Here is a 23,396-nt window from a genome sequence, read left to right as displayed (position 1 = left end):
GTCCCGTCACCCCGGCAGCCGGACGCGCAGGAACGTCGGACGGTAGAGGCGCGGATCCTCCGTGATCCTCCGGGCGTCGACGTTGTTGTTGCTGTAGGACGCCACCACGGTCCCGGGCCGGGGGAACAGCTGCGGGTGCGCGAGCGGCATGTAGGTGATCGCGCCGGAGTCGGGGTCGACGGGCAACGACGCGACCGGCGCCGTCCGGGTGAAGGGTCCGGTCGGACGGGGGGCGGTCCACAGCACCAGCTGGTCGCCGAGGTCGCCGTCCAGCTTGCTCAGGGCGTACCAGCGCCCACCGCGGCGGAAGACGCTCAGCGTCTGCGACACGCCTCCGGCGGCAGGGATGAGCCGGGCCGCCTCGCCGGCGTCGCGCTGCCAGGCGCTGCCGTCCCAGAAGCGCCAGCGCGAGACGTCGAGCACGTCGTTGGGGCGCACGCGCGCGACCCGGAGGGAGAATCCGAAGACGCCCTCCTGGTCGGGGTTGGCGGTCCCGTAGAGGTAGAGCCACCGGTCGGCGACGGCCATCGCCGCCCCCCACTCCGGCGGGCTCCGCCGCGGGTCGTCGGGTCCGATGTCCTCGACCTCGATGAGCTGCGGCGTCGCGCCGTCGGCCACCACGAACACCGCCAGGGACGGCCCGAGGTTGGCGAAGTCGAACGAGCCGGCTCCGGTGGCGGCGACGCGCTGGGTCGAGACCAGCACGAGGTCGTAGCCGGGGCGGTGGGACACGGCGGTCGACATCGGCCAGTAGCCGACCCCGTCGCGGCGGTCGGGGATGAGCGCGCCCCGGGAGGGCGGGAGCACCACCGAGACGCAGTCGGCCTGCCAGAGCATCATCGAGTTGCGCACAAGCCGCGGTCCGTCGAAGGCCGGGGCACGCAGCGTGTCGCCGAAGACGACGAGGAACCGGCCGTCGCCGAGCTGGACGTCGGCCCCCACGTCGCCGCCCTGGAACGCCGGGACCCCCTGCAGGTCTGCGACCTGGGCGTTCAGCTGGGTCACGGTCGTGGGCCGGACGCCACGATCGACGCACGTGGTCCGGGTCGCCACGCTGGGCAGTGACGCGGCGCCGAGCACGTCGGCCGGCACGAAGGCGGTCACCAGTCCCAGCACCGCCGCCAGCGGCGCCACGGCACCCAGCACCCACAGCCGCCAGTGCCGCACCGGCATCGCCGCCCCTGGCTCCCGGGATCGCTCGCGCATCCGGTGGGCGAGCGCCAGCACGAGCAGGGCGACCGCCGCAGCGGCGGCGATCGCGAGCACGTGCTGGCGCGCTGCGGGCTCGACGCGGGCCACCTCCGCGAGCGCCCCCTGCGCCGCGCTGGTCGGCATCCACCCGGTCGCGGCCGCCCAGGAGGGGGGCAGCAGGTAGGGGTCGGTGGCGAACAGCAGCGGCGTGGCGAGCACGAAGTGCGCCGCCGTGGCGGTGGCCAGCCCGACCACTCCTGCCAGCGCCTCGGCACCGAGGACGACCGCGCCCATCGTGAACACGTACAGCGCGCCGATGCCGATGACGGCCGGGTCGTCGCCGGGCAGCCGCGTCGCGGGGGCGAGCTGGAGCAGCGCGGCGCCGGTGACGGCGACCCCACCGAGGGCGACTACTGCCGGCAGCAGGCGCGACCGGTCGGACCCGCCGGCCCGGCCCCGCACCAGGGAGAGCACCAGCGCGACGCCGAGTCCCAGCACGCCCGCCAGCAGGACGAACCAGCGGACCCGCTCTGCGGCGTCCGAGTCCTCCACGGCGAGCTCCTCGACGGCGAAGGTCCGGTCCCTGGAGGCCGAGATGGTCTCGAGCCGGTCGGTGACCGCGTCGTTGAGCGCCGCGTCGGCCCGTGCGTTGACGAGCACGACGTCCCGGGTGGTGCGCAGGTCGACCAGCACGGCAGCGACGGCCGTGCCGTCGTGCACGGCGCTGCGGGCCTCGTCCTCGTCGTCGGTCCAGGTGGCGTCGAACGGCGCGCCCGCCATGGTGTCGGCGTCGTCGGCGAGCGACGACGCGACCACCGCCGGTGCGGCGACCAGCAGCGGGACCCGGTGCGGCTCCTGGGCATCGGCGCTCCGGGCGATCATCGCCAACGCGACCCCGTGGGCGAGCACCACGGCCAGGCACGCCACGGCGGTCGTACGACGCGCTCGCTGCCTCGATCCCGCGTCGCCTGCCACGTCGCCCCATCCGCCGGTCGGCCAGGTGGGGGGATTCTCCCAGAGTCGGCGGGGTGCGGGTAGCGTCCCGGCCCGTCGGTGGGGTGCGGCTGGCCAGGATGGCGCCCCCGCCAAGGCGGACAGACTGCTGACGCTGAGAACGACCTTCCACGGGTCCCGCGGATCACTGGACACGTCTCAGCCCCGCTAGGACACCCGGATCCGGGCCGTTGAGCGGGGACGTCCCCGCTCAACCCCCGGCGCGCGCGTACGTCCCGGCGCCTCGATCCGGCTGAACGACGCCCGCGCGTCCGGCGACCACTGGACACGTCTCGTCCCCGCTAGGACACCCGGATCCGGGCCGTTGAGCGGGGACGCCCCCGCTCAACCCCACCCGCGCGCCACTGCGGAGCGTGCGCTGCCGCCACGCGACGTAGGCTCGTGCCGTGGACCGAGGCCTCATGCTCAACGACGCCGACTGCGGCTTCTGCATGCGCACGGCCCGCCTGGTGCCGCGGCTCGGCGTCGACGTCGACAGCTCGACCGTGCAGGCCGCCGACCTCGAGGAGCTCGGCGTCGACCCCGAGCGCGCCGTCGTCGAGATGCCCTACGTCCACCCCGACGGTCGCGTCGACTACGGCCACCGCGCGTTCGCCTCGATCCTGCGCACGGGGCCGCTGCCGGCCCGGCTCGCCGGGCGCCTGATCACCGCGCCGGGCGTCGACCCCGTGGCCCGCCGCGCCTACGCCTGGGTCGCCGCCCACCGGCACCGGCTGCCCGGCGGGACGCCCGCCTGCGAACTACAGCGGTGATGTTCTGACGAACCCCTGACGGCGGCGCGCGGGCGCGCCTACGGTCCCTGTGCCGGATGTGGTCACAGGGGAGGGTGGGACGTTCGATGCAGTCATCAGCGGGGGTCGGCGCGCGGGTCGCGGCCACGGGCGTGCTGCTGCTCGGCCTGTTGCTGGGCCTGCTCGCAGGCGGTCCGGGAGCCTCGGCGCAGGAGCCCGCCAGCCGTCGCGGCACCGTCACGTCGTCGGCGCCGTTCCTGATGCCGATGGAGCCCTACTCGGGCTACCAGCCGCAGACCACCTGCCGACGCAAGCCGAAGGCGGGGGTGCTCATGCTCGCCGACTGGCTGGTCGCCCGCGGCGGCGGCTACGGCCCGATCAGCCGTTCGTGCGCCGGGTCGAGCCGCAGCGAGCACAAGGAGTCGCGGGCGTTCGACTGGCTGCTCGACGCCACCGACCCTGCCGAGGCCGCGCTCGCCGCCGCCCTGATCGACGAGGTCCTGGCGCCCGACGACACCGGCCAGCCGCACGCCCTGGCCCGCCGGATGGGGATCATGTACCTGATCTGGGACGACACGATGTACGCCTCCTACGACGGCTTCGTCGCCAAGCGCTACCTCAGCTCGGGCTGCCGCACGCGCCGCACCTGCTCGCCGACGCTGCGCCACCGCGACCACCTGCACGTCTCGCTGACGCGCAAGGGCGCCAAGGCCAGGACGTCGTGGTACGCCGCCCAGGCGGCCACGCTGCCCTGACCGGCCCGCGACAGGGGGTCTCGACGCGGGCTCGCGTTGCGCACCGGCACTAGGGTCGGCGACATGGACATCGCCGGGCTGCGTGAGGAGTACGGCCGCGGCGGGCTCGACCTGCCCGACCTCGCCGACGACCCCCTCGAGATGTTCGGCCGCTGGATGCGCCAGGCGGTCGACGCGGGGCTGCACGAGCCCAACGCGATGGTGCTGGCGACCGCGTCGCCCGACGGCGGCCCGTCGAGCCGGATGGTGCTGCTCAAGGGCGTGGGCCCCGACGGGTTCGTCTTCTTCACCAACCGCTCCTCCCGCAAGGGCTCCGAGCTCGCCACCGACCCGCGCTGCGCGCTGCTCTTCCCGTGGCACCCGCTCGAGAGGCAGGTGCGCGTCGAGGGGACCGCGTCGGTGCTCGGCGACGACGAGGTCGCCGCCTACTTCCACACCCGGCCCCGTGGCGCCCGGCTCGGCGCGTGGGCGTCGCGCCAGTCGCGCCCCGTCGCCTCGCGCGCCGACCTCACGGCGGCCTACGCGCAGGCGCAGGAGCGCTTCGGAGACGACGCACCGATCCCGGTCCCGCCCGAGTGGGGCGGCTACCGCGTGGTGCCGGAGGCCGTGGAGTTCTGGCAGGGACGCCCCAGCCGGATGCACGACCGGCTCGTCTACCGCCGCGACGGTGCGGGCTGGACCGTGGAGCGGCTCGCCCCCTGAGTCGGGCCGTCCGAGGTCGCACGCGTCGGCCCTCGCTGCGTCGTCGGGCGTGGCCGCAAAGGCGTTGGTGGGCCGGTGGGCGCCGACCTATGCTGGCCGGGTGCGCTTCCGGGGGGTCCTCTCGCCGACGACCGCGACCGGTAGGGACTCCTGATGCTCCTCGCACTCGTGCGCACCTACCTCCGCCCGTACGCCGCGCCGCTGGCCGCCGTGGTCGGGCTCCAGTTCGCCGGCACGCTGGCCGCGCTCTACCTGCCGAGCCTCAACGCCGACATCATCGACAACGGCGTCGTCACCGGCGACACCGGCTACATCGTGAGCCACGGCGGGCTGATGCTCGCCGTGTCGCTCGTCCAGGTCGCCTGCTCGATCACGGCGGTGTGGTTCTCGGCCCGCAACGCCATGGGCTTCGGCCGTGACCTGCGCGCCGCGATCTTCCACCGGGTGGGGTCGTTCTCGGCGCGCGAGGTGCAGCAGTTCGGGGCGCCCTCGCTGATCACCCGCGAGACCAACGACGTGCAGCAGGTGCAGATGCTGGTGCTGATGGGCGGCACGCTCATGGTGGCGGCGCCGATGATGATGGTCGGCGGCATCGTCATGGCCGCCCGCGAGGACCTCGGCCTGTCGTGGCTGGTGCTCGCCGTGGTGCCCGTGCTCGGCCTGTCCATCGGCCTCATCGTGCGCCAGATGGTGCCGAGCTTCCGGCTGATGCAGGAGCGCATCGACGAGGTCAACCGGCTGCTGCGCGAGCAGATCACGGGCGTGCGCGTGGTGCGCGCGTTCGTGCGCGAGAAGCACGAGACCGCCCGCTTCGCCGACGCCAACGCCCAGCTCACCGAGGTCGCGATCCGGGCCGGACGGTGGCAGGCGGCGATGTTCCCCACGGTGATGATCGTGGCCAACGTGGCGACCGTCGGGGTGCTGTGGTTCGGCGGGCACCGGGTCGAGGCGGGGCAGATGGAGGTCGGCGCGCTGACCGCCTACATCGCCTACCTCATGCAGATCGTGATGTCGGTGATGATGGCGATGTTCATGCTGATGATGGTGCCGCGCGCGGCGGTGTGCGCCGAGCGGATCACCGAGGTGCTCCACACCGACTCCTCCGTCGTCCCGCCCGCCGTCCCGGTCACCGCGCTGCCCGAGCGGCTGGGCCTCGAGCTCGACGGCGTGAGCTTCGCCTACCCCGGCGCCGACGAGCCCGTGCTCCGCGAGGTCTCGCTGCGCGCGGCCCCGGGTGAGACCGTGGCGATCGTCGGCTCGACCGGCGCCGGCAAGTCGACTCTGGTCAACCTGGTGCCGCGGCTGTTCGACGCCACCGGGGGAGCGGTGCGCGTGGGCGGGGTCGACGTGCGCGACCTCGACCTCGACACGCTGTGGTCGCGCCTCGGGCTGGTGCCGCAGAAGGCGTTCCTCTTCCGCGGCACCGTGGCCGACAACCTCCGCTACGGCAAGCCCGACGCGACGGACGCCGAGATGTGGGCGGCGCTCGAGATCGCCCAGGCGCGCGAGTTCGTCGAGGCCATGCCCGACGGCCTCCAGTCGGAGGTGGCCCAGGGCGGGTCCAGCCTCAGCGGCGGCCAGCGCCAGCGGATGGCGATCGCCCGCGCGGTGATCCGCCGGCCCGGGATCTACCTCTTCGACGACTCGTTCTCCGCGCTCGACCTGGCCACCGACGCCCGCCTGCGCGCGGCGTTGCGCCCGGCGACCCGCGACGCGACGGTGGTGATCGTCGCCCAGCGCGTGGCGACCATCCGGCACGCCGACCGGATCGTGGTGATGGAGGACGGCGCCGTGGTCGGCACCGGCACCCACGACGAGCTGCTCGAGACCTGCTCGACCTACGGCGAGATCGTCGCGTCGCAGCTGACCCCGGAGGAGGTGGCATGAGCACCCGCGAGCAGCCCGGCCCGACCACCGGGTCAGCCGACTCCCCGGCCGCCTCCGGCACGTTGAAGGAGACCGAGCGGATCCAGTCCAGCGGCCCCGGGCGCGGGCCGATGGGTGGCGGGATGATCGGGCAGAAGGCCGACACGTTCTGGCCCTCCCTCAGGCGGTTGCTCGCGCGGCTGCACCCCGCGCGCCACAAGGCGTACGCAGTCGTGGTGCTGACGCTGCTGAGCGTCATCGCCACCGCCGTCGGCCCGTGGATCCTCGGCCGGGCGACCGACCTGGTCTTCGCCGGACTGATCGGCAGGGACGTGCTGGGCTCCGGGGGCACCAAGGAGCAGGCCGTGGAGTCGCTGCGCGCCAGCGGCGAGGACGACCGCGCCGACATGGTCGCGTCGATGGACCTCACCGACGGCGTCGACTTCTCCGCGGTCGCCGACGTGCTGATGGTCGTGCTGGCGATCTACGTCGGCGCGTCGCTGCTGTCCTGGCTGGCCGGCTACCTGCTCAACGACGTCGTCCAGGGCACCGTGCTGCGGATGCGCTCGGAGGTCGAGGACAAGGTGCACCGGCTGCCGCTGGGCTACTTCGACAAGCAACCGCGCGGCGAGCTGCTCAGCCGCGTCACCAACGACATCGACAACATCAGCCAGACGCTGCAGCAGACGATGAGCCAGATGCTCAACTCGCTGCTGACCGTCTTCGCGGTGCTGGCGATGATGTTCTGGATCTCTCCGCTCCTGGCGATGGTCGCACTGGTCTCGGTGCCGATCTCGATGGCCGTCACGGGCGCGGTGATGAAGCGCTCGCAGGGCATGTTCATCCAGCAGTGGCGGCGCACCGGCACGCTCAACGCCCACATCGAGGAGACCTTCTCGGGCCACGCGATCGTCAAGGTCTTCGGTCGCCAGGCCGAGGCCGAGCGGGTCTTCGCCGAGCAGAACGAGGAGCTCTACCAGGCGTCCTACGGCGCGCAGTTCGTCAGCGGCCTGATCATGCCGATCATGATGTTCGTCGGCAACCTCAACTACGTCGTCATCGCGGTGCTCGGCGGGCTGCGGGTGGCCAGCGGCACGATGTCGCTGGGCGACGTGCAGGCGTTCATCCAGTACTCCCGCCAGTTCACCCAGCCGCTGACGCAGGTCGCCTCCATGCTCAACCTGCTGCAGTCGGGCGTCGCCTCGGCCGAGCGGGTCTTCGAGCTGCTCGACGCGCCCGAGGAGTCGCCGGACGCGTCCGGCCGCCCGGCCGAGCGCGGGCGGGGCGAGGTGCGCTTCGAGGACGTCTCCTTCTCCTACGACCCCGCGCGGCCGCTGATCGAGCACCTCTCGCTGGTCGCCGAGCCCGGTCACACCGTCGCCATCGTCGGCCCCACGGGCGCCGGCAAGACCACGATGGTCAACCTGGTGATGCGCTTCTACGACCCGCAGTCGGGGCGCATCCTCATCGACGGCGTGGACATCACCTCGATCCCGCGCGCCGTGCTGCGCAGCCGCATCGGCATGGTGCTGCAGGACACCTGGCTGTTCGCCGGCACCATCCGCGACAACATCGCCTACGGTCGGCCGGACGCCGGCGAGGAGCAGATCCTCGAGGCCGCCCGGGCCACCTTCGTCGACCGCTTCGTGCACTCGCTGCCCGAGGGCTACGACACCGTCATCGACGAGGACGGCTCCAACCTCTCGGCCGGCGAGCGGCAGCTGGTGACGATCGCGCGGGCGTTCCTCTCCGATCCGGCGCTGCTGATCCTCGACGAGGCGACGTCCTCCGTCGACACCCGCACCGAGCTGCTGCTGCAGCAGGCGATGGCCGCCCTGCGCTCCGACCGCACCTCGTTCGTCATCGCCCACCGGCTCTCCACCATCCGCGACGCCGACCTGATCCTCGTCATGGAGGACGGCTCGATCGTCGAGCAGGGCTCGCACGAGCAGCTGCTCGGGGCGGGCGGGGCCTACGCGCGGCTCTACCGCTCCCAGTTCGAGGGGGCGCCCGAGGCGGCGGCCGAGGACGTCGTGGGGTGAGCGGCTTAACCCGTTGAGCGGGCCCACCCGGCGACGTACGGTGGTCCTACACAGAAGGGAGGTGATCCGAGGAATGAGTTCTTTTCGGATGAGTGAGGTGGCTGCCAGCTAGGCAGCCCGCATCGCCGACAGCTGCCGGCGAATCCACTGCAGCCACCCGACCCGCAGGCTCCCGGTGTCATCCCCCGGGGCCCCTCCCCGAGGGGCAGCAGGCCTGCGGGTCGCTGCATGTCCGGGGCAGGTCGGGGCAGGTCGAGTCGGCGCATCCTGACGCCCGAACGACGTCGAGTCGGCGCGTCCTGACGCCGTCCTGGGGCGCGTACGCCGGGTTGGGGAACATCCGGGCCGCGACTATGGTTGTGCAAAACAACTATTGCTCTGAGCAACCGAAAAGGACCGTAGTGACCCAGGCTCCCCCCATCACCGCCGAGCAGAGCGGCGAGATGACGCACCGCGAGGTGCTCGAGGCCCTCAGCGGCCTGCTGCTCGCGATGTTCGTCGCGATGCTCTCCAGCACGATCGTCAGCAACGCCCTGCCGACCATCGTCGACGACCTCGAGGGCAGCCAGACCGGCTACACCTGGGTCGTCGTCGCCACCATGCTCGCGATGACGGCGACCACGCCGATCTGGGGCAAGTTCGCCGACCTGTTCAACAAGAAGACCCTGGTGCAGAGCGCGCTGGTGATCTTCTCGGTGGGGTCGCTGGCTGCCGGCTTCGCGCCGTCGATGGAGGTCCTGATCGGGGCCCGCTTCGTCCAGGGCCTCGGCGTCGGCGGCCTGACCGCGCTGGTCCAGGTCGTGATCGCCACGATGGTCTCCCCGCGCGAGCGCGGCCGCTACAGCGGCTACATCGGCGCGGTCTTCGCCCTCGCCACGGTGAGCGGTCCGCTCGTCGGCGGTGTGCTCGTCGACACCATCGGCTGGCGCTGGTGCTTCTTCGCCGGACTGCCCGTGGCCCTGCTGGCCTTCGTCGTCCTCCAGCGCACCCTGCGCCTGCCCGTCGTCGTCAAGCGGGACGTCTCGATCGACTACCTCGGGGCGACCCTGCTGGTCGGCGGCGTGTCCATCCTGCTGGTCTGGGTCTCGCTCGGCGGCAACAACTTCGACTGGATCTCCTGGACCAGCGGCCTGATGATCGTCGCGTCCATCGTCGTGATCGGCCTCGCGATCCACGTCGAGGCCAACGTGGCGGCCGACCCGATGATCCCGCTGCGCCTGTTCCGCGAGCGCACCCTCACCCTCGCCACGGTCGCGTCGGTGCTGATCGGCGTCGCGATGTTCGGCTCGACGGTCTACCTGAGCCTCTACTTCCAGCGCGCCAAGGACATGAGCCCGACCGAGGCCGGCCTGATGTCGATCTGCATGGTCGGCGGGCTGCTCGTCTCGAGCATCGTGAGCGGGCGGATCATCTCCCACACCGGCATCTGGAAGCGCTGGCTCGTCGGCGGCATGGTGGCGGTCATCGCCGGCATCGCTCTGCTCGGCACGATCGACGCCTCCACCCCGCTGTGGCGCACCGGCCTCTTCATGGCCGTCCTGGGGCTGGGACTCGGCGCGACCATGCAGAACCTCGTCCTCGCCGTGCAGAACACCATCGCGCTCTCCGACATGGGAGCCGGCTCCTCCGTCGTCGCCTTCTTCCGCTCCCTGGGCGGCTCCGTCGGCATCGCCGCGCTCGGTGCCGTGCTCGCCCATCAGGTCGCCGCGGCCGTCGAGTCGGGGCTGACGAAGCTGCTCGCGATCCACCCGGAGTACGCCTCCGCGGTCTCGCACGACACCGGCAGCATCCCCGACGTCTCGGACCTGCCGGCTCCGGTGCGGGCGATCTTCGAGAGCGCGTTCGGCGACGCGACCGGCCACATCTTCCTGGTCGCCCTGCCGTTCGCGGTGGGGGCGCTGATCGCGGTGCTCTTCATCAAGGAGACCCCGCTGCGCACCTCGGTGATGCGCGAGGACGAGCTCCTGGCGCAGGAGCCCCGGTCATGAGCACGAGCGCGACGACCACGAGGCAGGACGACCTGCGCTTCATCGAGGCCGAGGTCGGCATCCTGATCCGCCGGGTCAAGCGGGTGATGGCGGACCGGGCCCGGGAGGTCCACCCCGACCTGCACCCCATCACCTACTTCATCCTGAGCCACCTGGCCCAGCACGGCCCGCTCCGTGCCGCCGACCTGGCCGACGCGTACGGGATGGACAAGGGCGGCGTCAGCCGCCAGGTGCAGACGCTCGTCGACCTCGGCCTGGTCGAGCGCCAGCCCGCCGCCGACGACCGCCGCGCGATCCTGCTCGACGCGAGCGCGGAGGGCCGCCGGCGGCTCGAGGCGATGTTCCGGGCCCGCAGCGACCGCTTCGACGAGCGGCTCTCGGCCTGGAGCGACGAGGAGCTCGCCGCCTTCGGCGCCCAGCTGGCGAACTACAACCGCGCCCTCGGCGACGACTGAGCGAGCGACACGGCGCAGCCGTCAGCGCCGCAGCCAGACGGAGGCGTCCGCGGGGAGCCGGCCGTTGTCGACGGGCGCGCTGGCCACGAGCACCTCGCCGTCGGGGAGGTCGACGGCGGTGGAGCCGCAGTTGAGCACGACGGTGAGCGGCCCGCGGCGGAACGCGAGCACGTCGGGGGCGAGGTCGAGAAGCTCGACCTTCTCGCCGGCCGTCCACGCGAACTCGTGCCGCGCGGCCAGCACCCGGCGGTAGAACTCGAGGCTCGACCCCTCGGCGCCGGTCTGCGCCTCGACCGTCAGTCCCGCCCAGTCGGCAGGCTGCGGGATCCACGGCTGCCCGGTGCCGGGACCGAACTCGTACGGGGGCTCGCTCCCGCCCCACGGCATCGGGACGCGGCAGCCGTCGCGGCCGACCTCCCCGGTGCGCAGGTAGGCCGGGTCCTGCCGGTCCTCGGGGGCGACGTCGACCTGCTCGAGGCCGAGCTCCTCGCCCTGGTAGAGGTAGCACGAGCCGGGCAGGGCGAGCATCGCCAGCGTCGCCGCGTGCGCCCGGGCCAGGCCCCGCTCGCCGCCGCCGTAGCGGGTGGGGTGGCGTACGACGTCGTGGTTGCTGAGCACCCACGTCGGCGAGGCGCCCGCCGGCTCGACCGCCGCGAGGGTCTCGGTGACGACCCGCGCGAAGTCGTCGGCCGACCAGTCGGCCAGCAGCCACGCGAAGTTGAAGGCCTGGTCGAGCTCGTCGGGACGCACGAATGCCGCCATCGACTCCGACGTCTGGGTCCACGCCTCCGCCACGGCCATCCGGTCGGGTCCGGCCTCGTCGAGCACGCGGTGCCAGGCGCGGTAGACGTCGTGCACCTCCGGCTGGTCCCACATCGGCTCGTCCTTGAGCTCGCGGGACACCATCGAGTGGTCGGTGTTGACCTGCCCCGAGCTCGGCCGCTCGCCCTCCCCGACCACCTGGTCGCGCAGGCTGGCCTCCTTGAACAGGCCGTGCGCGACGTCGACGCGGAAGCCGTCCACACCGCGGTCGAGCCAGAAGCGCAGGACGTCCTCGAACATGGCCGGGACCTCGGGGTTGCGCCAGTCGAGGTCGGGCTGGGAGGAGTCGAAGAGGTGGAGGTACCACTGGCCGTCCTCGACCTGGGTCCACGCCGGTCCGCCGAAGACCGACTGCCAGTTGTTGGGCGGGGTGCCGTCGTCGCCGTCGCGGAAGAGGTAGCGCGCCCGCTCGGGGCTGCCGGGACCGGCGGCCAGCGCCGCCCGGAACCACTCGTGCTGGTCGGAGGTGTGGTTGGGCACGAGGTCGACGACCACGCGCAGGCCGAGCTCGTGGGCGCGCGCGATCAGGTCGTCGGCGTCGGAGAGCCGGCCGAACAGCGGGTCGACGTCGCGGTAGTCGGCGACGTCGTAGCCGTGGTCGTGCTGGGGCGAGGTGTAGAACGGCGTGATCCACAGCGCGTCGACGCCGAGGTCGGCGAGGTAGGGCAGGCGCGAGGTGATGCCGGGCAGGTCGCCGACGCCGTCGCCGTCGCTGTCGGCGAAGCTGCGGACGTAGACCTGGTAGATCACCGCGTTGCGCCACCAGTACGTCGTTGGATCGTTCACATCAGCCATGCGGGCATCTTCTCAAACGGCCCCAGCGGCTCCCCGGCCGTCGGGTGAGCGGCCGCCGAACTGCTGCGGGTCGACGGCGATCCAGGTGTGCTCGGCCGTGGCGACGACCCGGCCGTCGGCGTCGTGGAGGGTCGAGGCGGTGAACGTCTTGCGGCCGTCGCGACCGCGGCCCTCGCCGACGACGACGTGGGTCTCGCCGATGACCGGGAGGGCGTCGACCCGCGCGGTCATCCGGCCGAGCACCATCAGCCGCTCGGTGAGGTCGCCGGCCCAGCCGCCGATGCAGTCGAGCGCAGCCCAGGTCGCGGCCACGCTCGCGCGGGGGTGGTCGTCGACGTAGGAGTGCCAGTCCTCCTGGAGGCTCGGGTGGGGCGTCCACGGCGCGGCGACCCGACCGCCCTCGGGCTCCCCGCCGACCGGTCCGGGGAAGATCCGCAGCCCGTCGCCCTCCTCCCGGTCGGTGCCGCAGACGAGGCAGGTGGGGAAGGGGTGGAACGTGAGACCGGGGTAGCCCGCCGTCGCCGCGGCGGCCGCCGCGGGGTCGACCGGCTCGACGTCGGTGAGCGTGCGGTCGACGCGGTGGGCGGTCGCGACCGGCGCCTCGCCGTACGACGCGGTCGTGACGCCGGCGTCGGTCGAGACGCCGAGCGGGGTGTCGAGCGGCGGCGGCCGGCGCAGCGAGACCTCGATCGGCGGCCAGCTGCGGTTGTGGTCACCGGGCGCGTCGGTCTCGTCCAGCGCGGCGAGGGACCCGGCCGTCCAGCCCCCGTTGCCGGAGTCGGGCGGGCCGCAGAAGCGGCGGGGCACGATCAGCGCTGTCACCGGCCTCACTGTGCCACGACTCGTGTGCGTGCGGCGGTTGGGGGATGGGACACAATGAGCCCGTGAGCGACCTGATCGACACCACCGAGATGTACCTCCGCACGATCTACGAGCTCGTCGAGGAGGGCATCCCGCCGTTGCGTGCGCGCATCGCCGAGCGGCTTCACCAGTCGGGCCCGACGGTCTCGCAGACGGTGGCCCGGATGGAGCGCGACGGGCTGGTCACCGTGCAGGGCGACCGCCACCTCGAGCTCACCGAGGAGGGCAGGCGCCTGGCCACGCGGGTGATGCGCAAGCACCGGCTCGCCGAGCGGCTGCTCACCGACGTCATCGGCCTCGACTGGGAGCTCGTGCACGCCGAGGCGTGCCGCTGGGAGCACGTGATGTCGGAGACCGTCGAGCGTCGCCTGCTCGAGCTGCTCGACCACCCGACGGAGTCGCCCTACGGCAACCCGATCCCGGGCCTCGACGAGCTGGGCGACCGGGCCGGCGAGGACTTCATGGACAACGTGGAGCCGCTCTCCGGCGCTGCCGGTGCCGAGGACCAGCGCGTCCACGTCAAGCGGATCTCCGAGGAGATGCAGAAGGACGAGGAGCTGATGGGCCTGCTGCGCCGCGTCGGCGCGGTCCCGGGCAAGACCGTGACCATCGCCCGCACCGAGGAGGGCATCCTCATCGGCTCCGGGGGCGAGACCGCCGAGCTCGTGGTCGAGGCGGCCGAGCACATCTTCGTCCGCCGCTAGGTGTCCTGATCGGCCACCCGCGCGGCCAGCTCGCCGAGGAACTCGCTGCACCCCACGTCGAGCTTGTACGACGCCAGCGCGTCGCCGCGGGTCAGGCCGCGGTTGACGATGACGACCGGCGTCCCTCCCTGGGCGGCACGCCGGACGAAGCGCAGCCCGCTCATCACGGTGAGCGACGAGCCGGCCACCAGCAGCGCACCGGCGCCGCCGAGACCCTCGACGGCGGCGTAGCAGCGTGCCACCCGGTCGGGCGGCACGTTCTCCCCGAAGAACACGACGTCGGGCTTGAGGGCGCCGCCGCACGGGCAGCGCGGCACCACGAAGTCGTGGGTGTGGTCGAGGTCGACGTCACCGTCGGGGCGCGACGCGACCCAGCCGTGCCGCTCCAGCCAGCCGGGGTTGAGCGCGTCGAGCTCGGCCTCCAGCGCCGCGCGCGAGGAGGTGGTGCGGCACGCCAGGCACACCACGTCGGCCACCCGTCCGTGCAGTGCCACCAGCCGACGTGACCCGGCGGCCTCGTGGAGGCCGTCGACGTTCTGGGTGATCAGCAGCTCGGGGTCGATCGCGGCGAGGGCGCGGTGCCCGGCGTTGGGCTGCGCCCGGCCGATCCGCTGCCAGCCGAGGTGGCTGCGCGCCCAGTAGCGCTGCTGGGCCTGCGGGGTGGCGACGAACTCCTGGTAGGTCATCGGCGCCCGCACCGGGGCGCCCGGACCGCGGTAGTCGGGGATGCCCGAGTCGGTGGAGAGTCCGGCGCCGGTCAGCACGACCAGGGGCCGCGAGCAGAGCAGGTCGAGGGCCTCCTCCTCGGCGGGGCCGGACGCGGGGAGGCTCACGCGTAGCGCGCCTGCGCCCGGGCGCGGGCCTTGGCGGCCTCGACCTCGCGGTTCTTCGGCGGCGCGGTCGTGACGAGCTCGTCGAGGAGGTGCTCGGTGATGTGGGCGATCTCCCGCACCGCTGCGTGGAAGGCCGCCTCGTTGGCCTGCGACGGCTTCGTGGTGCCGGCCACCTTGCGGACGTACTGCAGGGCGGCCGCCGTCACCTCGTCACGGGTCGCCGGCGGCTCGAAGTTGTTGAGCGGGCGGATGTTGCGGCACATGCTGCGAGCCTACGACGCGCCGCGCGCGTGTCACAGGTCGAAGAACGTCACGTCGTCGCCGGTCACCAGCACGACCTCGCCGGACGCGAGCGGCACCAGGCGGACGGCGTCGACGTCCGTGCCGTGCTCCACCTCGACCATCCGGTTGTCCATCGAGCCGTCGGCCAGCGACAGGACCGAGACCCAGCCGGTCATCCCGACCCTGCCGCTGCGCGAGACGACCGTCAGCGCGACCCGCCGGTCCGGCAGCCAGGCGAACTGTCGCGGGTCGCCGCCGGCCGCGGCCCACGTGCCGTCGTCGTAGCGCACCACGTCGATCTGCCGCGGGTCGGCGAGGTCGGTGACGTCGAACAGCGCGGCCTGGGCGCCACGGGTGACGCCCCGCAGGGACGCGTCCTGGCCCATGCCGATGAGGCGGCGCTCGCCGAGCGGGTGGAGGTAGTCGGAGAAGCCGGGGATCTTGAGCTCGCCGAGCAGTCGCGGCTCCGTGGCGTCGGAGAGGTCGACGGCGTAGAGCGGGTCGGTCTGGCGGAAGGTCACCACGATCGCGAGGTCGTCGAACCAGCGCACGGACTTGATCTCCTCCCCGACACCGAGGCCGTCGACACGACCGTCCTCGACCAGGTCGGCACCCTCCTCGCGCAGGATGACGACCGAGTTGAAGTCGCCGGTCTCGCTGCTCGGCCCGAGCGCCACCCGCAGCGACCCGCCGACGGCGTCCATCGACCAACGGTCGGCGATGGTGCCCTCGACCTCGCCGGAGGCGACGTACGTCGTGTCGGTCCCCTCGAGCGCGAACGCGAACAGCGGGGTGGTGCCGTCGGGCATCGGCATGCCGCCGGGGCGGCAGTCCATGCAGTCAATCCAGCCCCACTGCGGGCTGGCCGCGGCCAGGTAGAAGCGGTCGGTGGAGAAGTAGGAGATGTCGGAGTCGGTGGCCACGGCGTTCGTGGTGAGGGCGGTTGGGTCGGCGGGGTCGAGGGCGAGCACGGTCGTGGTGCCGACGGCGACCTCGCTGTCCTCCGGTACGGCCACGTCCGCGCAGTCGACCACCGGGTCGCCGGCGACGGTGGGGAGCCAGTCGGCCAGCGTGGTGTCGCGCACCAGGGCCCGGTTGCGCATCCGGGCGCGCAGCTCGCCGAGCGTCCCCTCGGGCATCGCGAAGTCGAGCTGCGGGAGGCTGTTGTGCACCACCACGCGGACGACGTCGCCGTGCAGCCGCACCGCGGAGGCGCGGCCGCCGACGGTGGTGGCGTCGACCACGGCCGGCGCGGTCGGGTCGGCGAGGTCGACCGTGGTGATCGTCGTGGACGACGCGCCGGCCGACGTCCCGACCACCACGGCCCGGCCGTCCACGAGCAGCAGCTCGCCTCCCGGGTCGCCGACCCAGCCGTTGCTGCCGCGGGCGTCGTCGAGTCGCGTCGCCGACAGCAGGCTCGGCTCCTCGCCCGAGACGTCGTAGGCCAGCAGCTCTCCCTCGCGGAGCCGCACCAGCAGGCTGCCGGCCACCTTGACCACGTCGGACTCGTCGACGCCGGCCTCCTGGACGTTGGTGCCCGACTCCGCGCTGGTGCTCCGCGACGTGCTGACCGTCGAGCGAGCGCTTTCAGCGGCGTCGGCGGGCGCGGCCGCGTCGGCCCCGGACATCGCCTCGGAGTAGACCGTGTCGCCCCATCCGTAGGGGCCGACCTCGGCGAGCGCGCGCTCGACGTAGCTGTCGAGCAGGTCGGCGCAGCTCGAGGCGACGGTGAGGTCGGCGTTGGCCAGCGTGATCGGGGGTGCGGCCGGGGGCCGGGCGCCGGGGTCGTCGCCCAGGGCGTAGCCGATGCCGAGCGCCGCGGCCAGACTGGTGACGACGGTGAGCGAGGTGACGATCCTTCGAGCGCGCATGGCGGTCGGACGGAGCATCCCGGGGCGGGGTTCCGCGTGGCACGATGGCGCGGTGAGCGCCCCCCTCGACAGCCGTCCCGACCGTGATCTCGACCTCGTGCTCTTCGGGGCCACCGGCTTCACCGGGGGCCTGACCGCCGACTACCTCGCCGCCGCGGCGCCCGCCGGACTGCGGTGGGCCATCGCCGGCCGCAATGCCGACAAGCTCGACGACGTACGCCGCCGGCTGGCCGCGGAGCGGGGCGTGGACGTCGAGGTGCTGGTCGCCGACTCCACCGACGCCGCCGCGCTGTCCGACGTCGCCCGACGCACCCGTGTCGTCGCCACCACGATCGGTCCCTACCTCCGGCACGGCGCCCCCCTCGTCGGCGCGTGCGCCGAGGCCGGCACCGACTACCTCGACCTCACCGGCGAGCCGGAGTTCGTCGACAGGATGTACCTCGAGCACCACCAGACCGCCGTACGCACGGGCGCACGACTCGTGCACGCCTGCGGCTTCGACTCGATCCCACACGACCTGGGTGCCTACTTCACCGTGCAGCAGCTGCCGTCCGACGAGCCGATCACGCTGCGTGGCGTGGTCCGCTCCGGTGGCACCTTCTCCGGCGGCACCTTCCACTCCGCACTCGACCAGTTCGCCCGGGCCACGCAGATGAAACAGGCCTACGCCGCCCGCCGGCGCGCCGAGGCGCGGCCCGAGGGGCGCTCGTCGCGTGCCGTGCGCGGACGGCCGCACCGTGACCCGGTCCTCGGCTACTGGCTCCTCCCGCTGCCCACCATCGACCCGATCGTCGTCGCGCGCACCGGGGCGGCGCTGGCGTCGTACGGCCCGGAGTTCCGCTACTCGCACTGGGCCGGCACCAAAACGCTGCCCTACGCCGTCGGCGGCGCCGTGGGTGTCGGCGCGCTGGGCCTGGCCGCGCAGGTCGGGCCCGTGCGCGAGCTCCTCAAGTCCAAGGTGCCGCAGGGCTCGGGGCCCTCATCGGAGAAGCGCGAGCGGTCCTGGTTCACCGTCGACTTCGTCGGCGAGGCAGGCGGACGCGCCGTCCGCACCCGGGTCTCCGGTGGCGACCCCGGCTACACCGAGACGGCCAAGATGCTCTCCGAGGCAGCGCTCTGCCTGGCCCTGGACCACAACCCGCGGACCGCCGGTCAGGTCACGCCCGCGCAGGCGATGGGCGACGCGCTGCTCATCCGGCTGCAGAAGGCCGGCATGCGCTTCGAGACGCTGTGAGGGCCGCCTCGCGCCGGGGGGCTCACGACCGTGGGTGAGGTCTTCGCGGGACGGTTCGAGCTGCTGGAGCCGATCGCCGACGGTGGCATGGGCTCGGTCTGGGTCGTCCGCGACCGCCGCGACGGAGAGGTCTACGCCGGCAAGGTGCTGCGCCAGTCCGACTCGGCGTCGCTGGTGCGGTTCATGCGCGAGCAGGGCACCCGCATCCCGCACGACCACGTCGTCACGCCGTTGTCGTGGGCGGGGGAGGACGATCGCGTCCTGTTCACGATGCCGCTGGTGCGCGGGGGCTCGGTCGCGACCCTGATCGGCGACCACGGCCCGCTGCCGGCGACGTGGGTGCGCGAGCTGCTCGTGCAGCTGCTCACCGCGCTGGACGTCGTACACGCGACCGGGATCGTGCACCGCGACGTCAAGCCGGCCAACCTGCTGCTCCGGGCGACCGGCACCGCGCGCCCCCACCTCCTGCTCACCGACTTCGGGATCTCGGCCCGGACCGACGACCCCCGGCTCACGCGGGCCAGCCAGGTGATCGGGTCGCCGGGCTACATGGCGCCCGAGCAGCTGGCCGGGGCGGACCCGTCCGTCGCCCAGGACGTCTACGCCGCGGGGATGGTCGGGCTGGAGATGCTGACCGGCGTCCGCCCGCCCCACGCCACCGACGCCGTCGCCGCACTGGTCGTCGACCAGCCGGGCCTCCAGCCGCTCGCCGCGCTGCTCCTCGAGGCGGTCAGCACCGACCCCGCCGCGCGACCGACCAGCGCCGCCGCGCTGCGCGAGCGGCTCGCCGCCCTCGACCTGTCGGGCGCCCCGGCGCCGGTGGAGCCGGTGGTCGTGCTCGACCAGCTGGCGGGAGTGCTCGGGGCCGAGACCCGCACCGCCGTGGCGACCGCAGCCAGCGGTCCGGGCAGCGGTCCGGCCAGCGGCACTGGCTCTGGCTCTGGCTCTGGCAGCCAGTCACGCGGCGGGCCCGATGTCCCGGCCGACCGGCGCGGGCTGGCCGTGCTGCTGCTGGTGCTGGCCGCTGCCTGTCTGTGCGGCGCGGTCTGGCTGCTCCTGGGGTGACCGTCGCGCCGGCCGGGCCCGCATGGTGCCCTCAGCCGCGACGTCCCCGGAGCAGGTTGACCGCGACCGCCACGCACCCGAGTGCCACCGCGGCCAGGGCGCCGGCAGCGGCGAGGGTGCCGGCGGAGAGGGGCTCGGCCTCGTCCTTCGGCGCCGCCTGCCCGGAGTCGTCCGCCGGGTCGTCCGCGCCGTCGTCGGAGGGCTCGTCCGGCTCGGCCGGGGCACTGATCGGCGCGCCCAGCGGGGCGTCCGTGCCGGTCAGGAGCGCCTGCCCTTCGGCGTACTCCGGTGCGCCCGACTCCTCGCCGCGCACCTCGAGCTCGAGCCGGTAGGGCATCTCGTAGGACTCCCCGCGGTGGTCGGAGTCGGCTGCGAAGACGAGGTAGTAGTAGCCGGGCAGGCTGGTGCCCACGGTGACCGAGCTGACGCGGTTGTTGTAGCGGACCTCGGGGGTCTGCACGCCGAACACCCCTGAGGAGCTGGTGGCCGCGAACCCGTGGGTGTTGATCCCCTCCCCACTGATCGGCACGTTCCCGCGCATCGGGCTGTAGACCAGGAACGAGGCGAACGGGCCCTGGTGGCCGATCTGCTCGTGGAGCGCCGGGGAGGCGGGGGGAGTGCGCAGCCGCGCGCTGAGCTTCTGGCCGTAGGCCAGTTGCACCCGGAAGGCCTGCGTCTCGCCCGGCACGATGGTGCCCTTGTAGACGCCGTCGGTGAGGACCGGCGCGGTGGCGAAGGAGTCGCCGCCCGTCACCGCCTCCGGCGTGCCGGAGACGTCCGGCGGGTCCAGGACGATTCCGCTCCAGGAGCCCTCCTCGGCGAGCGACGTGCCGTCCGCCGGTGGCTCCTCGACCACCTGGAGGCTGAACGGCGACTGTCCGCGACCCATGTTGCTGAGCGAGCGGGACACCATGATCAGCACCTCGTCGGAGGTCACACAGTCCTCGTTGCTCTGGGGCTCGCCCACGGCGACCTCGGCCCCGAGGAGCTCGGCGGAGTTGACGTTCTTGAAGCTGTTGTCGATGCCGCAGGAGTCCCCGAGCGGCGTGCTGGTCTCGAGCTGCACGGTGTCCCACTCGTCGGGGTCGCCGCCGAGGCTGGACAGGCCGACCCGGACGGTCGAGCCGGGCATCGTGCGCGTGTAGGAGAACCAGCGCTCGGAGTCCTGCGGCGTCGTGCCCACCTTGTCGCTCCACAGCCCGGCCTCGATCGGAGTGGGGTCGTCGGAGCCGCCGCCGGCCAGCGGCGTGCCGTCGAGCGCGAAGGGACGCACGGCACGGTCGGCCGCCGTCTCCAGGCTGGCGACGATCTCGTCGGCGTCGTCGGCGTCGTAGTAGGTGCCGTTGCCCTTCGCCGCGACGCACCGCAGCTGGGCGCGGGCCTTGGCGTCGACGCTCAGCCCCACGACGTCGATCTGGAGGTCGATCCCCTGCTGGGCGAGCTCGCCCGCCACGACGCAGGGGTCGGGCTCGCAGGTGGCGATGCCGTCGGAGACCAGCACGATGGACCGGGTCGACTCGCCACCGATGTCGCCGGCCGCCTGGCGCAGGGCGTACCCGATCGGCGTCTCGCCGTAGGGCTCGTACGACTCCAGCGCCGCCCGCAGCTCGTCGCGGTTGTCGGTGCCGGGGTCGACGATGAGCTGCGAGTCGGTGCAGGCGCCCTTCTGGTCGCGGGAGAACACCGTGGCGCCGTAGACCCGCAGTCCGACGTAGGCCTCGTCGGGCAGCCCGTCGACGACGGTGCCGAGCGCCTGCCGAGCGGCGTCGATCTTGGTGGTCCCGCCGCCCGCCGGCTCCGCCATGGACCCTGAGGCGTCGAGGACCAGGACCATCCGCGCGTAGTCGGTCTCGGGCGCGGCATCGGGCTCGGTGTCGGCGGCGTCGCTCGCCGGCGGGTCGGTCTCGCCGCTCGTGGCGCCGGCCGGGCTGCTCGCGCCCATCGCGGCGACGAGGACCAGCATGGTCAGGGCGGCGAGGGCGGCGAGCGCCGTCGTCGCGTGGTGGGGGATCGTCCGGATCCGGTGGGTCATGGGGCACCTCCTGCGACGGTCCTACCCGGCATTAGCAATCGCAAACATAACATGTGCGTGCGTTATCATCGGGCCATGGTCGGGCAGTCGCAGAGCCGTCGGCGCCAGCAGGAGCTCTACGGCGCCGCGATCGGCGACGTCCTCGACCGGGTCACCGCGGCGCTCGGGCTCAGCCAGGCGGCCGTCGCGCGCACGATCGGCGTGAGCGCGCCCATGCTCTCGCAGCTGGCGAGCGGGCGGCGCACCACCATCGGCAACCCGCTGGCGGTCCAGCGGCTGAGCGCGCTCGTCGAGCTGGCCGACGAGGTCGCGTCCGGGCTGGCCCACAGCCAGGTCGCTGTGCGCCTGGAGGAGATCCGCCAGCAGGACTCCACCACCCTGACCGGCGCTGCCGCGCGCCCGCCGGCCGAGCCGACGACCGCCGAGCTGCTGCGCACCGTGGCCTCCGGCCAGGACCTGCTGCGGGCGGCCGGCCTGCTCGCCGCCGAGCACCCGGCGCTCGCCGAGCTCATCCGCGTGCACGGCACCGGCTCGCCGGAGGAGGTGCGGGCCCACCTCGACGGGTTGACCCGGATCACCCGGCGCCCGTCCGGCCCGGAGGAATAGCGCCCGCTCGCGCCGGGTTGACGGTCACTGACACACACCGCGGCCGCGACGACGCATGCCGCGACCGCAGACCCGGAGGACGCCGCACGTGACCACGACCGCCCAGCCGACACCTCCCGACCTCGGGACCGCGTCGCCCCACGGGCACGGCCGCCTGATCGGGCTGCTCGTCGCGTCCGCCTTCGTGGTGATCCTCAACGAGACGATCATGAGCGTCGCGCTGCCCGACCTGATGCGCGAGTTCGACGTGCAGGCCACGACGGCTCAGTGGCTCACCACGGCCTTCCTGCTCACCATGGCCGTGGTCATCCCGATCACCGGCTGGCTGCTGACGCGCTTCCCTCTGCGCACCGTGTTCGTGGCGGCGATGGCGTCGTTCAGCACCGGCACGCTGGTGGCCGCCCTGGCGCCGGTCTTCCCGATGCTGGTGGCCGGCCGCGTCGTCCAGGCCGTCGGCACCGCCCTGATGATGCCGCTGCTCATCACCACGATCCTCAACGTCGTCGACGAGCGCCGGCGCGGCCAGACGATGGGCACGATCTCGATCGTCATCTCCGTCGCCCCGGCCATCGGCCCGACCATCTCCGGGATCGTCCTCGACCAGCTGTCGTGGCGCTGGATGTTCTGGATCGTGCTGCCGATCGCGCTGCTCTCGCTGGCCCTCGGCGCGGCCTGGGTGCGCAACGTGACCGAGCCGCGCGACGTGCCCGTCGACGTCCTCTCCGTCGTGCTGTCCGCGCTCGCGTTCGGGGGGCTGATCTACGGCCTGAGCAGCATCGGCGAGAGCGCGACCGGCCACACCCCCGTGCCCGTGTGGCTGCCGCTGGTGCTCGGCGGCCTGGCGCTCGTCACCTTCGTCGCCCGTCAGCTGCGGCTGCGCGACCGGGCGCTGCTCGACCTGCGCGCCTTCCGGGTGCGCGCGTTCAGCGTCGCCGTGCTGCTGGTCGCGGTCAGCATGATGGCGCTCTTCGGCACGCTGATCCTGATCCCCCTCTACCTGCAGAACGTGCTGGGCCTGTCGGTGCTCAACACCGGCCTGCTCCTCCTCCCCGGCGGCCTCACCATGGGGCTGCTCGCCCCGATCGTCGGGCGCCTGTTCGACCGGGTCGGCCCCCGGCCGCTGGTCGCGCCGGGCGCCGCGCTCGTCAGCGCCGCGCTGTGGGGGATGACGACCCTGGACGCCGGGACCGGGCAGGCCACCGTCGTCGGACTCCACGTGCTGATGAGCGTGGGGCTCGCGTTGATGTTCACCCCGCTCCTCACCTCCGCGCTGGGCTCGCTGCCGCCGCAGCTCTACTCCCACGGCAGCGCCATCGTCTCGACGCTCCAGCAGGTCGCGGGCGCTGCCGGCACCGCGCTCTTCGTCACCGTGATGACCCGCGTGACGGTCGCCCGGACCGAGGAGGGTGCCGCCCTGGTCGAGGCGACCGCCGACGGCGTCCACGCGGCGCTCATGTACGGCGGCGTCATCTCCGCCGCGGCGGTGCTCGTCGCCCTGCTCGTGCGGCGCCCGGGCGAGCCCGCGGCGCACTGAGCCGGGGGCGCGC

General features: G+C 73.3%; 19 protein-coding genes. 12 read left to right on the top strand and 7 right to left on the bottom strand.

The window, feature by feature from the left end:
* Window positions 1–6: 6 nt before the first annotated feature.
* A complete protein-coding gene (locus tag AC3X7Z_RS05120; protein ID WP_489975214.1) occupies window positions 7–2,166 on the bottom strand; it encodes a DUF5005 domain-containing protein in 2,160 nt (719 codons plus the stop codon).
* A 425-nt stretch (window positions 2,167–2,591) separates the two neighbouring features.
* Between AC3X7Z_RS05120 and AC3X7Z_RS05115 the strand changes: the two genes are divergently transcribed.
* The 7 genes from AC3X7Z_RS05115 to AC3X7Z_RS05085 all read left to right on the top strand — a co-directional run bounded on the left by AC3X7Z_RS05115 (window position 2,592) and on the right by AC3X7Z_RS05085 (window position 10,744).
* A complete protein-coding gene (locus AC3X7Z_RS05115) occupies window positions 2,592–2,957 on the top strand; it encodes a thiol-disulfide oxidoreductase DCC family protein (protein ID WP_186339213.1) in 366 nt (121 codons plus the stop codon).
* An 86-nt stretch (window positions 2,958–3,043) separates the two neighbouring features.
* The gene (locus AC3X7Z_RS05110; protein WP_186339212.1) at window positions 3,044–3,691 is read left to right on the top strand and encodes a VldE C-terminal domain-containing protein; all 648 of its coding nucleotides are present in this window, start codon (window positions 3,044–3,046) and stop codon (window positions 3,689–3,691) included.
* A gap of 63 nt (window positions 3,692–3,754) precedes the next feature.
* Entirely contained in the window at window positions 3,755–4,393 is a 639-nt protein-coding gene (gene pdxH, locus AC3X7Z_RS05105; protein WP_489975213.1) for a pyridoxamine 5'-phosphate oxidase, read from the top strand.
* Between the two features lie 153 nt (window positions 4,394–4,546).
* Complete coding sequence (locus AC3X7Z_RS05100) at window positions 4,547–6,280, top strand: ABC transporter ATP-binding protein (RefSeq protein WP_186339210.1); 1,734 nt, start codon at window positions 4,547–4,549, stop codon at window positions 6,278–6,280.
* On the top strand, window positions 6,277–8,301 hold the full coding sequence (locus tag AC3X7Z_RS05095; protein ID WP_489975212.1) for an ABC transporter ATP-binding protein: 2,025 nt from the start codon (window positions 6,277–6,279) through the stop codon (window positions 8,299–8,301). The genes AC3X7Z_RS05100 and AC3X7Z_RS05095 overlap by 4 nt, the downstream gene beginning before the upstream one ends.
* Before the next feature lie 401 nt (window positions 8,302–8,702).
* On the top strand, window positions 8,703–10,289 hold the full coding sequence (locus AC3X7Z_RS05090) for an MDR family MFS transporter (RefSeq protein WP_489975211.1): 1,587 nt from the start codon (window positions 8,703–8,705) through the stop codon (window positions 10,287–10,289).
* Complete coding sequence (locus tag AC3X7Z_RS05085; protein WP_489975210.1) at window positions 10,286–10,744, top strand: MarR family winged helix-turn-helix transcriptional regulator; 459 nt, start codon at window positions 10,286–10,288, stop codon at window positions 10,742–10,744. Before AC3X7Z_RS05090 ends, AC3X7Z_RS05085 begins: the two co-directional genes overlap by 4 nt.
* A 21-nt stretch (window positions 10,745–10,765) precedes the next feature.
* Here the strand turns inward: AC3X7Z_RS05085 and AC3X7Z_RS05080 are convergent, their stop codons facing one another.
* Together AC3X7Z_RS05080 and AC3X7Z_RS05075 are read right to left on the bottom strand one after the other, a co-directional pair.
* Window positions 10,766–12,361, bottom strand: coding sequence for a glycoside hydrolase family 13 protein (locus tag AC3X7Z_RS05080; protein ID WP_186339208.1), 1,596 nt, complete (start codon window positions 12,359–12,361; stop codon window positions 10,766–10,768).
* Between the two features lie 12 nt (window positions 12,362–12,373).
* Window positions 12,374–13,183 (bottom strand): hotdog family protein, encoded by an 810-nt coding sequence (locus AC3X7Z_RS05075; RefSeq protein WP_489975209.1) that lies wholly within the window; start codon window positions 13,181–13,183, stop codon window positions 12,374–12,376.
* A gap of 62 nt (window positions 13,184–13,245) precedes the next feature.
* Here AC3X7Z_RS05075 and AC3X7Z_RS05070 point away from each other — a divergent pair, with 62 nt between their 5' ends.
* Complete coding sequence (locus tag AC3X7Z_RS05070) at window positions 13,246–13,926, top strand: iron-dependent transcriptional repressor DtxR (protein WP_186339206.1); 681 nt, start codon at window positions 13,246–13,248, stop codon at window positions 13,924–13,926.
* Here the strand turns inward: AC3X7Z_RS05070 and AC3X7Z_RS05065 are convergent.
* From AC3X7Z_RS05065 to AC3X7Z_RS05055, 3 genes are read right to left on the bottom strand one after another with little or no spacing between them, the layout of a single operon-like run.
* Window positions 13,923–14,759 (bottom strand): Sir2 family NAD-dependent protein deacetylase, encoded by an 837-nt coding sequence (locus AC3X7Z_RS05065; protein ID WP_186339205.1) that lies wholly within the window; start codon window positions 14,757–14,759, stop codon window positions 13,923–13,925. The two genes, AC3X7Z_RS05070 and AC3X7Z_RS05065, sit on opposite strands and share 4 nt — an antisense overlap.
* Window positions 14,756–15,022: a DUF2277 domain-containing protein gene (locus AC3X7Z_RS05060; RefSeq protein WP_186339204.1), complete on the bottom strand. Its 267-nt coding sequence runs from the start codon at window positions 15,020–15,022 to the stop codon at window positions 14,756–14,758. Before AC3X7Z_RS05060 ends, AC3X7Z_RS05065 begins: the two co-directional genes overlap by 4 nt.
* 30 nt (window positions 15,023–15,052) lie before the next feature.
* On the bottom strand, window positions 15,053–16,912 hold the full coding sequence (locus AC3X7Z_RS05055) for a beta-propeller domain-containing protein (protein WP_489975208.1): 1,860 nt from the start codon (window positions 16,910–16,912) through the stop codon (window positions 15,053–15,055).
* 52 nt (window positions 16,913–16,964) lie between these two features.
* Here AC3X7Z_RS05055 and AC3X7Z_RS05050 point away from each other — a divergent pair, with 52 nt between their 5' ends.
* Both AC3X7Z_RS05050 and AC3X7Z_RS05045 read left to right on the top strand, forming a co-directional pair.
* Window positions 16,965–18,146: a saccharopine dehydrogenase family protein gene (locus AC3X7Z_RS05050; RefSeq protein ID WP_489975207.1), complete on the top strand. Its 1,182-nt coding sequence runs from the start codon at window positions 16,965–16,967 to the stop codon at window positions 18,144–18,146.
* Between the two features lie 30 nt (window positions 18,147–18,176).
* A complete protein-coding gene (locus AC3X7Z_RS05045) occupies window positions 18,177–19,211 on the top strand; it encodes a serine/threonine-protein kinase (RefSeq protein ID WP_489975206.1) in 1,035 nt (344 codons plus the stop codon).
* A gap of 31 nt (window positions 19,212–19,242) precedes the next feature.
* Here the strand turns inward: AC3X7Z_RS05045 and AC3X7Z_RS05040 are convergent, their stop codons facing one another.
* Entirely contained in the window at window positions 19,243–21,243 is a 2,001-nt protein-coding gene (locus AC3X7Z_RS05040; protein WP_489975205.1) for a vWA domain-containing protein, read from the bottom strand.
* A gap of 75 nt (window positions 21,244–21,318) precedes the next feature.
* On the opposite strand from AC3X7Z_RS05040, the gene AC3X7Z_RS05035 reads away from it, so the two are divergent.
* Together AC3X7Z_RS05035 and AC3X7Z_RS05030 are read left to right on the top strand one after the other, a co-directional pair.
* Window positions 21,319–21,849, top strand: a complete 531-nt coding sequence (locus AC3X7Z_RS05035) for a DNA-binding protein (RefSeq protein WP_489975204.1) — start codon at window positions 21,319–21,321, stop codon at window positions 21,847–21,849.
* Between the two features lie 88 nt (window positions 21,850–21,937).
* On the top strand, window positions 21,938–23,383 hold the full coding sequence (locus AC3X7Z_RS05030) for a DHA2 family efflux MFS transporter permease subunit (RefSeq protein ID WP_241005221.1): 1,446 nt from the start codon (window positions 21,938–21,940) through the stop codon (window positions 23,381–23,383).
* Window positions 23,384–23,396 lie beyond the last annotated feature (13 nt).

Source organism: Nocardioides sp. Z24_21, assembly GCF_058134345.1.
Note: the sequence above shows the minus strand (reverse complement) of the source record. Positions and strands in the feature narration are given on the sequence as shown.